Origin of the sequence: Proteus mirabilis ATCC 29906 (assembly GCF_000160755.1) — a bacterium.
Taxonomy (GTDB): Bacteria; Pseudomonadota; Gammaproteobacteria; order Enterobacterales; family Enterobacteriaceae; genus Proteus; species Proteus mirabilis.
Window position 1 is genome coordinate 129,086 of the sequence record NZ_GG668581.1, and the last position, 12,804, is coordinate 141,889.

Here is a 12,804-nt window from a genome sequence, read left to right on the forward strand (position 1 = left end):
AAACCTCCCTTATCTAAAGCTAAACTAAATCTAACACAAGAGGCCAATGGCTTCACGTCTTATTCTCGTTTTAAAAACAGGATAAGTAATATTTTCTGATAATCAGATAATCACACGTGTTACCGTTTACTTTTGCCCTCATTGCCCTTTAGTATTAGCCTCTGGCAATCAACACTATAGCGTTAAGCTTATAGTTACGGATAGAGAAATTATGCGCTTATTACCTATATTCCGCGGAATATTTTATACCTTGAGTCTGTTAAGCTTTTCAACCCTCGCCATTCCTGTTGAAAAATATATAGAACTTTTGCCTGATGGCACTCAAGTCGGTTTAATCACCCAAACTGTTGGCGCATCCTCCCCTAACCTAACTTATAATGATAATCAATTATCTTTGCCAGCCAGCACACAAAAAGTGGTCACAGCTTTAGCCGCCCTATTGCAATTAGGGGGCGATTATCAATTTACCACCACAATGGAAACGGAAGGTAAGATAAAAAACAATCAACTAGAGGGTGATTTAATTTTCCGTTTTAGTGGTGATCCTACGCTAACTCGCCAGCAATTACGAGCAATGGTTGCCGTATTAAAACAATCTGGCGTCACAAAAATAACGGGAAATTTATTAATTGATACCTCTGCTTTCTCCAGCCATGACAAAGCGCCGGGATGGGTTTGGAATGATATGACCCAATGCTTTAGTGCCCCACCAAGTGCCGCTATTGTAGATAAAAATTGTTTTTCCGTCTTACTGCAAAGTGGTCAAAAAGAAGGTGATATCGCCACCATACGTAAAGCGTCTTTTTATCCTGTCACGGTTTTAAGCGAAGTTGAAACCTATGAAAAAGGCTCAACACGAACCCGCTTTTGCGAATTAGACGTCACGGTGAGAGATTTAAATACTTATGTGATAACAGGCTGCATTCCTAAACGTGAAGAAGCCATGCCGCTGATGTTTTCCATTCAAGATGGTGCGCACTGGGCAGGTATATTGCTAAAAGAAGAGTTACAACGTGCAGATATTGAGCTGGACGGTTATGTCAAACGCCGCTCCCAACCTAAAGCCCCTGTTACTGTTTTAGCACAAACACAATCTAAACCGTTACACACTTTATTGACGACGATGTTAAAAGAGTCTGACAATATGATTGCAGATGCCGTATTTAGAACTATTGGTCGTGAATATTATGGTGTTGCTGGCACTTGGCGTTCAGGGGCGGATGCCACTCGTGCTATTTTAAAACAAAAAGCGGGCATTGATTTAGCTAATACAATTATGGTGGATGGATCTGGGCTTTCCCGCCATAACCTGATAGCCCCCGCAACCATGATGCAAGTATTACAATATGTCGGACAACATGATAGTGAATTAAATTTTATCAGTATGCTTCCTCTTGCCGGTCATGATGGTACATTGCAATATCGTGGTGGTTTTACTGAAGCGGGCGTCAACGGTAAAGTTTCCGCTAAAACAGGTTCACTCAAGGGAGTGTATAATCTAGCTGGCTTTATGACCACAGCCAATGGACAGAAAGTGGCATTTGTACAATTTATTTCTGCCTACTCTCCCCCTACACAAAATCGCAATGCTGGACGCGCCTATTTGGTTCGTTTTGAAACGAATTTATATAAAGATATCTATAACAATAAATAGCACTATTATTTGTTAGAAAGTAAAAACGCCTGAAAATTCAGGCGTTTTTTATGTCTCGCTATCTGTATGTCTATACGATACCGAGACAACAATACCGATAAAAAGAGAGATTAGCGTTGGTAGATAAACTCTACACCATCATCATCTTCTTCATCCCAATCTTCGTCATCGTCTTCAAGGTCAGGATTTTCAAGTTGTTCTTTATGGTAGTCATCCCACATAAAATCAACTTTTTCTTCAGCGGCTAAAGCGGTAGCAATATCTTGCTCACGTGGGGTCACTTTCAGGAATTCCATAATATCCCAACAAAGTTTTTTCACCCCTTCTTGGTTGATAGCAGCAATCATATAATAATCACCTTCCCAACCCAACGCTTCAACTATCGCTTGTGCTTTCTGTTTTGCTTCATCGGCATCAAGCAGATCCACTTTATTGAAAACTAACCAACGTGGTTTTTGTGCCAGTTTATCGCTGTATTTTTCTAATTCAGAAATAATGATTTTGGCATTTTCAACGGGATCAGAACCATCAATAGGATCGATGTCGATCAAATGCAATAATACACGGCAACGTTCTAAATGTTTCAGGAACTGGATCCCAAGACCCGCGCCATCAGCAGCCCCTTCGATCAGCCCCGGTATATCCGCAACGACAAAGCTTTGATGGCTGTCCATACGCACAACACCTAAGCTAGGTACTAGTGTAGTAAATGGATAATCTGCCACTTTTGGTTTGGCTGCCGAGACGGCTCGAATAAAGGTAGATTTACCGGCATTCGGCATACCTAACATACCTACATCCGCAAGTAACATCAGCTCTAACAGTACTTCACGTGATTCACCCGGTGTACCCATTGTGCGTTGACGTGGTGCACGATTGACTGATGATTTAAAACGCGTATTCCCTAAACCATGGAAGCCACCTTTAGCGACCATTTGTTTTTGACCATGTACCGTTAAGTCAGCAATGATCTCACCTGTAGCAAGATCACGGGCACGCGTCCCCACAGGGACATTAATAGTAATATCTTGACCACGTTTTCCCGTACAATCACGGCTTTGGCCATTTTCACCACGCTCAGCGCGATAAGATTTAGTAAAACGGTAATCGATAAGGGTGTTGAGGTTTTCGTCTGCAACCATGTAGACATCACCACCATCACCGCCATCACCACCGTCTGGTCCCCCTTTCGGGATATATTTTTCTCGACGAAAGCTTACACAGCCGTTACCACCGTCGCCAGCGACGATTAGGATCTTGGCCTCATCAACAAATTTCATGATTTTACTCCGTATGATAGCCATTAACGTGCTGGATGGCCGAAATTACCCAGAGATGGCCTTTTTTAAATATAAAAAGCCCCGCAACAGACTGTGCAGGGCTTTTAACTCGGTGTTTAAAGGACCGGTAATTATTCAGCTTCGATGCTGATAAATTTACGATTGTTTGGACCTTTAACTTCGAATTTAACTTTTCCGTCAGCTAACGCAAACAGGGTGTGGTCACGACCACAACCAACGTTAGTACCTGCATGGAACTTAGTACCACGTTGACGAACGATGATGCTACCTGCTAATACAGCTTCACCACCGAAACGTTTTACACCTAGACGTTTTGCTTCGGAATCGCGACCGTTACGAGTCGAGCCGCCAGCCTTTTTGTGTGCCATTAATCTGCTCTCCTAAACCTTAAGCGATACCAGTGATTTTAACATCAGTAAACCACTGACGGTGGCCCTGTTGTTTACGGCTGTGTTTACGACGACGGAACTTAACAATTTTAACTTTCTCGCCGCGACCGTGAGCAACCACTTCCGCTTTAACTTTAACGCCCTCAAGGATTGGAGCGCCAATTTGAATGTTGTCGCCATCAGCGACCATCATGACGGTGTCAAACTCAATAGTTTCGCCAGTTGCTACTTCAAGCTTTTCTAAGCGAATTGTTTGACCTTCGCTGACTCGGTGTTGTTTACCACCACTTTGGAAAACCGCGTACATATAAACTCCGCTTTCCGCACACTCCCAATATGTATAATTTGAGTGCACAATTAAAATATTCACATAGGGCGCGAATTCTACGCAAATTTAGTCGCGATGACAAGTATAGATCGCAAACAACCAGCAAAAAAAAGAGTTTTTTACACAATATTTATTTCAGCCATTTTTAAAGTACAATCTAAATTATAAGAGAGTAAAATCTATGGCATGATCATTTTTTATTAATTATAACGCGCTCATTGGCGAGCCAAAGTCGAAAAACATGAATTTAGAATCTATTATAAAACTCACATCCGCTGATATGGCTGCGGTAAATGACGCAATTCTTTACCAGCTTAATTCAGATGTTTCTTTGATAAACCAGCTTGGTTACTACATCATTAGCGGTGGTGGTAAAAGGATCCGCCCAATGATCGCTGTTCTGACCGGCCGAGCTTTGGATTATCAAGGGGACAAACATATCTCTGTCGCCGCTTTAATTGAATTTATTCATACCGCAACATTATTGCACGACGATGTTGTTGATGAATCCGATATGCGTAGAGGCAAACAAACAGCTAATGCTGTGTTTGGTAATGCTGCAAGCGTGCTGGTAGGTGACTTTATTTATACACGATCTTTTCAGATGATGACGGATCTTGATTCCATGCGCGTGCTAAAGCTGATGTCTAGCGCAACCAATGTGATCGCTGAAGGTGAAGTATTACAATTAATGAATTGTAACGATCCTGACATTACTGAAGATGACTATATGCAAGTTATCTACAGTAAAACCGCCCGTTTATTTGAAGCTGCCTCTCATGCGTCAGCCATCCTCTGCGGAGCCACTCCAGAGCAAGAGAAAGCTTTCCAAGATTATGGTCGTTATCTTGGTACTGCATTCCAGCTGATTGACGATTTACTGGATTATGATGCAGATAATACCCAATTAGGTAAAAATACCGGTGACGATCTGGATGAAGGTAAACCTACTTTGCCTTTACTTCATGCCATGCACCATGGTAACGAAACAGAATCACAACTCATTCGTCAAGCCATTGAAAAAGGTAACGGCCGTCATTTACTCGACACTGTGTTAAAAACGATGAAACAGTGTGGCTCACTGGAATATACCCGCCAAAAAGCGGAAGAAGAAGCCGATAAAGCCATTGAGGCGTTAGCGATTATTCCTGATTCATCTTACAAAGATGCATTAATTGGCCTTGCGCACGTTGCTGTGCAACGACAATCGTAATTTTCATACCTAAACCCCATAAAGTATGAGAAGCCCGTCAGAGCGACTATGTCGACTCTGGGGGGCTTTTTAATTTTTGAACCACTTCTTCATTTTCTCGTTCGATCTCTTCTTGATTGTCAGCATCAATATAGCTAATTAACTTAGCGAGACCTTCTCGTAAAACAAATTTTACGATTTTTTCACGCTCTGATTTTGTTAGCTGATAATAAGCTTCCACCCAGATAAGAAAGGCATCCTGACGCTTAGATAAATATTCTGCAGGAGGCTCATGCGCCGCTAACACACTCACCACCTCTTCAGGGAGGCTTTTAACCGAGTACTCAACGGCTTTACCTTGTACTCCACGCTTACGGCGATTTTCCCATCCTTCACGGCGTGCCATTAAATTGACCCCTTGTGGAGAATTAGGTAACCCTGCAAGCCCTACTAATTCTTTTGCTGTATACCATTCTTTTTTCATGATCTCATCTCACATTCAACTAAGAGGTTAGTCAGATATCGGTTGCGGATAACGCAATAGCGCGTTCTTTAAAGTCGCTTAATCTTTGACGATCTTTTCTAAAAAACTTCTAATACCATCCCGCAAGATCAGCTCTGTTACTGTTTTTTGTTCACCATCATTAAGTTGTTGGAATGCTTTCACCCAGATAACGAGTGGCTCCTCTTTATTTAGTTTGTAATGTGCTAATGGTTCATAAAGCTCCAGAGCAATTAAAGTTTCTTCTGGTAAACAAGAGTAATGATATTCAACGCCATTTCCTTGTTTATTAGTTCTCTTTTGTTTTAACCAAGATTCACGTTTAGCTTTTGCATTTACACCTTGTGGTGATTTAGGTAATCCACCTATACCCGTCAATTCCATTGCCGTATACCACTCTTTTTTCATTACGTTTCTCTAAAATTGTTATCAACTTCAAAAAAGAAATTATTAAGAAAAAAATCAGAAATATTTTTAGAAAAATAATGTTATTTTATTTTCTAAATAATCAGTTTAATGCTTTTAAGCATTTCTAATAAACTGTTATTTATACCACTAACACAGCATTTAATTTTATAGAAAAAGGATTAAAAATGATTTCAAGGAAATCTGATTGGCATCCTGCCGATATTATTGCCGCACTCAGAAAACGGGGCACAACACTGGCAGCCATCTCTCGCCAAGCTGGTTTAAGCTCTTCAACACTGGCTAATGCACTGTCACGCCCTTGGCCAAAAGGTGAGAAAATCATTGCTGACTTTCTAGGTGTAGCGCCTTCGGAAATTTGGCCCAGTCGTTATTTTCATCCTGAAACAGGAGAATTACTTGAACGGAAGATACGCGACAAAACCAATAATTAACTAATAATTACATATATTATAATTAATAAAAAAAACCGCTGATACACTATCAGCGGTTTTTATTTAAATTTACATTATTTTAAAGCAAAAAAGTTATTTTTTATTTATTAATAAATTCTTCGCCAAGAATTATATCTTTTTTCAATACATCCAACATGCCATTAAGAGATTGTTTTTCAAAATCACTTAATTGACCGATTGGTAGATATTCTTCAACACCATTCTTACCTAAACGAACAGGTTGTGCAAAGAAACGGGCATGTTCACCATCGCCTTCGGTATAGGTGCATTCAATAACATCTTTTTCGCCATTTAAAGCACGGATCAATGAAAGACCAAAGCGCGCAGCTGCTTGTCCCATTGATAATGTGGCTGATCCGCCACCTGCTTTAGCTTCAACAACCTCAGTCCCCGCATTTTGAATACGTTTTGTTAATGCAGCAACTTCTTCATCAGTAAATGACACACCGGCTACTTGAGATAGCAAAGGAAGAATAGTGACACCTGAGTGTCCACCAATGACCGGAACATTCGTTGTTTGTGGATCTTTGCCTTTTAATTCAGCAACAAAAGTATTCGCACGGATAATATCTAGTGTTGTCACACCAAATAGGCGTTTTTTATCATAAACACCGGCTTTTTTCAGTACTTCAGCAGCGATAGCAACCGTAGTATTGACTGGATTAGTAATGATACCAATAAGCGCCTTAGGGCAGTTTTGTGCAACTTTTTCAATAAGATTACGCACGATCCCTGCATTTACATTGAAAAGATCAGAGCGATCCATACCCGGTTTACGGGCAACACCGGCAGAAATTAAAACAACATCTGCATCTTTTAATGCAGGAGAAGGATCTTCGCCAGCAAAACCTTTTACCCTTACTTGAGTAGGTATATGACTTAAGTCCGCTGCAACACCCGGTGTAACCGGAGCGATATCATATAAAGAGAGTTCACTACCAGCTGGAAGCTGATTTTTAAGAAGAAGTGCCAGTGCCTGACCAATACCACCCGCTGCACCGAGAACTGCTACTTTCATTCTGATACTCCTTAGTTTACGAGATAGTGGAACGCCTTTGATATACTCACTATTACGCAACACACCTAGTAAAGAAAACAATTATTTAACAGCTATATTGCATAATAAGGCATTTGTAGTAAAAAATAATACTTCGGTTATTCTAAACAAATTGCTTATCTGTTAATGAGATAGCGGGCACTCTTTTGAGAAATAATTCCAATAAATATCGCTAAGTGCTAAACGCGCTATCTCATATTGCATAATCATTTAAGATTATCATTTAGTTAACAAATTATTTACCTAATCAAGATTATCGCATTCAATATCGAGAAATAAAACTTTTTTGAGTTAACACACAAAAACACACATCAACCAAGAAGAGAAACAAGATTAACGGAGCTAATGTTGCATAAAAATTCACTTCTCTGCATAATGTGCGAGTTATTGATAACTCACTAAAGGTGAACTATGCGCACTCCTTCTAAGCAAGAAGACTTGGTTAAAGCATTTAAAGCCCTGCTGAAAGAAGAAAAATTCAGTTCACAAGGCGAGATTGTAACTGCATTACAAGAAGCTGGTTTTGATAATATTAACCAGTCTAAAATCTCTCGTATGCTAACAAAATTTGGCGCAGTAAGAACGCGTAATGCCAAAATGGAGATGGTTTACTGCCTGCCAACAGAACTTGGTGTACCTACAGCAAGTAGCCCATTGAAAAATTTGGTACTTGATATTGACCATAACCACTCAGTAGTGGTTATTAGAACCAGCCCCGGTGCCGCACAGCTTATTGCACGTTTATTAGATTCTTTAGGTAAAGCAGAAGGGATCCTCGGAAGTATCGCTGGTGATGACACTATTTTTTCTACACCCGCGCCAGGATTCTCAACAGAAGAACTACGAGATGCGATTTTAAACCTATTTGATCAGGAATTATAAATAGCGACTTCAGGAAAATAGGTCATAAACAGTAAGCCACTGAAATTTCAGTGGCTTACTTATTTAAATTAATATTGATCCACAGATGATTTTGGTGTGGCTAATTTCGCCAGGAGTTTTTCATGTATACCACCAAAGCCACCATTGCTCATGATCAAAATATGATCACCCGGTTTAGCTTCTTTAGCAACCATCTCCACTAATGTGTCAATATCCGTGCTCCAACGAGCAGGCTGTACACACTTCTCGGCAATATCACTGACTAACCATTGAATGTTAGGTGGCTGAAATAAGAAAACTTCATCAGCACGTCCCAATGCTGGGGCGATATCATCTTTACTGATCCCCATCTTCATCGTATTAGAGCGAGGTTCTAATACCGCAATAATACGTGCTGTTCCGCCAACTTTACTACGTAACGCTTCAAGGGTTGCTAAAATCGCCGTAGGATGATGGGCAAAGTCATCATAAACACTCACTTGATTTACTTCACCCCGTAACTCTAAACGACGACGGGCGTTAATAAATTTATTGAGTGCTGCGCATGCATCTACCGGTAATACACCAACGTGGTGAGCTGCCACAATGGCCATTAAGCCATTTTGCATATTGTGTTCACCCGAAAGTCCCCAACAAACCTCACCGACTTGCTCACCTTTATGGAACACTGCAAAGTGGCTACTGTCATTACTGATCTTTTTCGCCTGCCAATCACCCGTCTCACCGGTGTACTCTTCCTCACTCCAACATCCCATACCAATGGTCTGTTTTAAGTTCAGATCGTTATCAGGCATGATAATTTTGCCACTGCCCGGCACAATACGGACTAAATGATGAAACTGTTTTTGAATCGCCGTTAAATCATCAAAAATATCCGCATGGTCGAATTCCAGATTATTTAAGATAAGCGTACGTGGCGAGTAATGAACAAATTTAGAACGTTTATCAAAGAAAGCACTGTCATACTCATCAGCTTCAATAACAAAAAACGGGCTTTCCCCCAATTGTGCTGAAACTTGAAAGTTACCCGGCACACCACCAATTAAAAAACCAGGTTGATAACCACAATCTTCTAAAATCCAAGCCAGCATACCTGCCGTAGTCGTTTTACCATGGGTACCCGCAACGGCCAAAACCCAACGCTCAGGCAAAATATAGTCATGTAACCATTGTGGCCCTGATGTGTAAGGCAATCCTTTTTCAAGTACCGCTTCAACACAAGGATTCCCTCGAGTCATCGCATTGCCAATAATCACCATGTCAGGAGCAGGTTCTAATTGTTGTGGATCATAACCTTCGATTAGCTCAATGCCTTGATTTTCCAATAATGTGCTCATTGGAGGATAAACATTTGCATCAGAGCCAGTTACTTTATGCCCTTTCGCTCGAGCTAAGATGGCAAGACTTCCCATAAAGGTGCCACAAATACCAAGAATATGAATGTGCATGAATTTCTTTCCAATAGCATGAAGTTGGTCACTATTCTAACCATCAAAAAGCAGATTAGAAACGGATTAACCTTTGAATCATGCGATTCTTTGGATAAACTTGCCACTAATAAGGAAACTTTTTTCCTTTTTATATTTTATCCATTCACATTCAGGACCCACGTCATGAAAACATTAGGCGAATTTATCGTCGAGAAACAACAAGATTTTCCCCATGCAACTGGCGAATTAACGGCATTACTGTCAGCCATTAAGCTTGGGGCTAAAATTATTCACCGTGATATTAATAAAGCTGGGTTAGTCGATATTCTTGGCACTAACGGTGTTTCTAATGTTCAAGGTGAAGCCCAGATGAAACTGGATCTTTACGCGAATGAGAAACTAAAAGCAGCACTTAAAGCTCGTGGTGAAGTTGCGGGGATCGGTTCGGAAGAAGAAGACGATATCGTTATCTTTGAAGGTGATCGTGCGGAAAATGCCAAGTATGTGGTATTAATGGATCCATTGGATGGTTCTTCTAATATCGATGTAAACGTTTCCGTTGGTACTATTTTCTCTATTTACCACCGTATTACGCCTATTGGCCAACCAGTGACACTAGATGATTTCCTGCAACCCGGTAATCGCCAAGTTGCTGCGGGTTATGTCGTTTATGGCTCATCTACTATGTTGGTTTACACTACCGGTTGTGGTGTACATGCCTTTACTTACGATCCTTCTTTAGGGGTTTTCTGTTTATCTCACGAAAGTGTTCATTTTCCGCCTACCGGAAATATGTATTCAATCAATGAAGGTAACTACATTAAATTCCCATTAGGGGTAAAAAAATACATCAAGTATTGCCAAGAGCAGGATGCAACGACTAACCGTCCTTATACAACTCGCTATATTGGCTCTTTGGTTGCGGATTTCCATCGTAACTTGCTCAAAGGGGGGATTTATATTTACCCAAGTACGGCAAGTCATCCAAATGGTAAATTACGCTTACTTTATGAATGCAATCCAATGGCATTCCTCGCGGAACAAGCGGGTGGTAAAGCCAGTAATGGTAAAGATCGTATTTTAGATATCAAACCAACAGAGTTGCACCAACGCATGCCATTCTTTGTGGGTACTAAAGCGATGGTCGAACAAGCAGAAGCATTTATGGCTCAATATCCAGACGAAGAATAAATTTTCTTTTTGTCAGGATATAGTTAAACCGGGCTTAATTAACGCGTCCGGTTTTTTCATCTCCCAAAATAGCTAATTCGTGTATTTGTTGCTTATTTTTACCTCAAAAGGCAACCTGTACGGCAAAAAACGGGTATTGTTAAAAACTTTTCGCTATACTACGAGCCACGTCAAATTAATTTTTCATAGGAAATTTTTTATGAGCCTGAATCATGTTCCTGCTGGTAAAGAACTACCAGAAGATATCTATGTTGTTATTGAAATTCCAGCCAATGCTGATCCAATCAAATACGAAGTTGATAAAGAAAGTGGTGCACTGTTCGTTGACCGTTTTATGTCAACAGCGATGTTCTACCCATGCAACTACGGTTACATCAACAACACATTATCTTTAGATGGTGATCCAGTAGACGTTCTGGTTCCAACTCCATACCCATTGCAACCAGGTTCAGTCATTCGTTGCCGTCCTGTTGGCGTACTGAAAATGACTGATGAATCAGGTGAAGATGCAAAACTGGTTGCAGTACCACACACCAAACTAAGTAAAGAATACGATCACATTAAAGATGTGAACGATCTACCTGAATTATTAAAAGCTCAAATCAAACACTTCTTCGAACATTACAAAGATTTAGAATCTGGTAAATGGGTAAAAGTTGATGGTTGGGAAGGCGTAGAAGCGGCTAAAGCTGAAATTCTGTCTTCTTTTGAACGCGCAAAAAAATAATTCTGTGTCATTAGAATTAGCGTTGCTAAGTAATCCATTGGTTGCTTAGCCAAAATAAGCCCACTTCAAATGTGGGCTTATTTTATGATTATCTCTTTTTATGGTTTAACCGCATAATAAGCATTACGCCACTCACCAAGGTGATCGCCATAGCGATTATCATCAATATATATACTGTCGAAATATTCCCTGTAGAGAAAAAGAGCAATCCCCCAACAATGGGCAAAATCAGTTGATTAAACAAAATAATCAGTGAGGAAATGCTAGCTAATTGTGTCACAGGAATAATTTCTATTCTTAACATCCGTAAAATATTCCCTGAAAAAACCTTACCAATAATGGATAGGGCATAAAAGAGAATAAAAGCCGTGATATCATGTTGAAAAATAACCAATAGAAAAGAACTTATTGTGATGATACAAATTGATAGAGACACTAATAATTTTCGATTTAAATAATGGGTTAGATAACCATATAAATAAGTTCCTATCACGCCACAGATCCCCGCAGAAATATCAATAAAGCCATAATATTTAATGGGTAAATTCATCGATTGGTCGATCAACGCCGCCCCACTCGACTCAATTAATCCATCAAACATATTATTGCCGATAGCAATTAAAATAGAAAAAACCAAAATAGGAGACGTAAAAATCACCACTATCCTTTTCGTCACCTGTAATGTCTCTGTTAGGCTATGTAACTGAGTGGCAGATTGGCGCTGTTTTGGTACTAGGTAAAAGAACAAAAAGAACACGGCGTTAATGAAATAAAATAGACAGGGAATAATCAGTAAATAATGGTAACCATAATCAATAAATAACATACCGATTAATGGGCCAATGATCATGCCCAAAAAATCCATTCGAGACATTATATTAATATGATGTTCTTTATGGCGACTCATCAAGGCAATAATTTTTTCATATGAAATCAGTGTCTGTGAATTACCAATAGAAATTAAGCTACCCACTAATCCAAAACTAATTGCAATAACTAAATCAGAGGAAAAATCTACTATTAATAAAAATAAACAACCGATAATTTTACAGCTATCGGAAATAACAGAAACAGGACGGACACCTAGACCATCAATATATTGACCAATAAGCGGTATTAAAAAAATACGTGGTAACCACCATAAAGCGTATGTCAATCCCGCATATTCAATGCTTGTTGTTAATTGATAAACAATAACAGGTGTCAAAAAAACCATTAGACCATCTGCACTTAATACCAAAAAAAGCATATAGAAAAAGACAATACGCAT

Annotated in this window: 14 protein-coding genes; 6 read left to right on the forward strand and 8 right to left on the reverse strand. The window is 39.8% G+C overall.

What is annotated here, in order from left to right:
• Nucleotides 1-211: 211 nt before the first annotated feature.
• Complete coding sequence (gene dacB / locus HMPREF0693_RS14430; protein WP_004246248.1) at nt 212-1,654, forward strand: serine-type D-Ala-D-Ala carboxypeptidase; 1,443 nt, start codon at nt 212-214, stop codon at nt 1,652-1,654.
• Between the two features lie 110 nt (nt 1,655-1,764).
• Here dacB and cgtA read toward each other — a convergent pair whose 3' ends face one another.
• The 3 genes from cgtA to rplU form a co-directional block, all read right to left on the reverse strand.
• On the reverse strand, nt 1,765-2,934 hold the full coding sequence (gene cgtA / locus HMPREF0693_RS14435; RefSeq protein ID WP_004253016.1) for an Obg family GTPase CgtA: 1,170 nt from the start codon (nt 2,932-2,934) through the stop codon (nt 1,765-1,767).
• 131 nt (nt 2,935-3,065) lie between these two features.
• Nucleotides 3,066-3,323 (reverse strand): 50S ribosomal protein L27, encoded by a 258-nt coding sequence (gene rpmA / locus HMPREF0693_RS14440; RefSeq protein ID WP_004246250.1) that lies wholly within the window; start codon nt 3,321-3,323, stop codon nt 3,066-3,068.
• A 19-nt stretch (nt 3,324-3,342) separates the two neighbouring features.
• Complete coding sequence (rplU, locus tag HMPREF0693_RS14445) at nt 3,343-3,651, reverse strand: 50S ribosomal protein L21 (protein ID WP_004246251.1); 309 nt, start codon at nt 3,649-3,651, stop codon at nt 3,343-3,345.
• 262 nt (nt 3,652-3,913) lie between these two features.
• On the opposite strand from rplU, the gene ispB reads away from it, so the two are divergent.
• Nucleotides 3,914-4,885: an octaprenyl diphosphate synthase gene (gene ispB, locus HMPREF0693_RS14450; protein ID WP_004246252.1), complete on the forward strand. Its 972-nt coding sequence runs from the start codon at nt 3,914-3,916 to the stop codon at nt 4,883-4,885.
• Nucleotides 4,886-4,931: 46 nt separating this feature from the next.
• Here ispB and HMPREF0693_RS14455 read toward each other — a convergent pair whose 3' ends face one another.
• Both HMPREF0693_RS14455 and HMPREF0693_RS14460 read right to left on the reverse strand, forming a co-directional pair.
• Nucleotides 4,932-5,348: a DNA-binding protein gene (locus HMPREF0693_RS14455; RefSeq protein ID WP_004246253.1), complete on the reverse strand. Its 417-nt coding sequence runs from the start codon at nt 5,346-5,348 to the stop codon at nt 4,932-4,934.
• Nucleotides 5,349-5,426: 78 nt separating this feature from the next.
• Complete coding sequence (locus tag HMPREF0693_RS14460; RefSeq protein WP_004246254.1) at nt 5,427-5,774, reverse strand: DNA-binding protein; 348 nt, start codon at nt 5,772-5,774, stop codon at nt 5,427-5,429.
• Between the two features lie 185 nt (nt 5,775-5,959).
• Between HMPREF0693_RS14460 and HMPREF0693_RS14465 the strand changes: the two genes are divergently transcribed.
• Nucleotides 5,960-6,226, forward strand: a complete 267-nt coding sequence (locus tag HMPREF0693_RS14465; RefSeq protein ID WP_004246255.1) for a helix-turn-helix domain-containing protein — start codon at nt 5,960-5,962, stop codon at nt 6,224-6,226.
• Between the two features lie 100 nt (nt 6,227-6,326).
• On the opposite strand, the gene mdh is transcribed toward HMPREF0693_RS14465, so the two are convergent.
• Nucleotides 6,327-7,265, reverse strand: a complete 939-nt coding sequence (gene mdh, locus HMPREF0693_RS14470) for a malate dehydrogenase (protein ID WP_004246256.1) — start codon at nt 7,263-7,265, stop codon at nt 6,327-6,329.
• Nucleotides 7,266-7,715: 450 nt separating this feature from the next.
• Between mdh and argR the strand changes: the two genes are divergently transcribed.
• A complete protein-coding gene (gene argR, locus HMPREF0693_RS14475) occupies nt 7,716-8,186 on the forward strand; it encodes a transcriptional regulator ArgR (RefSeq protein ID WP_004246257.1) in 471 nt (156 codons plus the stop codon).
• A 68-nt stretch (nt 8,187-8,254) separates the two neighbouring features.
• On the opposite strand, the gene mpl is transcribed toward argR, so the two are convergent.
• Nucleotides 8,255-9,634 (reverse strand): UDP-N-acetylmuramate:L-alanyl-gamma-D-glutamyl-meso-diaminopimelate ligase, encoded by a 1,380-nt coding sequence (gene mpl, locus HMPREF0693_RS14480; protein WP_004246258.1) that lies wholly within the window; start codon nt 9,632-9,634, stop codon nt 8,255-8,257.
• A gap of 165 nt (nt 9,635-9,799) precedes the next feature.
• Between mpl and fbp the strand changes: the two genes are divergently transcribed.
• Both fbp and ppa read left to right on the forward strand, forming a co-directional pair.
• Complete coding sequence (fbp, locus tag HMPREF0693_RS14485) at nt 9,800-10,807, forward strand: class 1 fructose-bisphosphatase (RefSeq protein ID WP_012368727.1); 1,008 nt, start codon at nt 9,800-9,802, stop codon at nt 10,805-10,807.
• A 199-nt stretch (nt 10,808-11,006) separates the two neighbouring features.
• A complete protein-coding gene (gene ppa, locus HMPREF0693_RS14490; RefSeq protein ID WP_004246260.1) occupies nt 11,007-11,534 on the forward strand; it encodes an inorganic diphosphatase in 528 nt (175 codons plus the stop codon).
• A gap of 88 nt (nt 11,535-11,622) precedes the next feature.
• Here the strand turns inward: ppa and HMPREF0693_RS14495 are convergent, their stop codons facing one another.
• Entirely contained in the window at nt 11,623-12,804 is a 1,182-nt protein-coding gene (locus tag HMPREF0693_RS14495) for an MFS transporter (RefSeq protein WP_004246261.1), read from the reverse strand.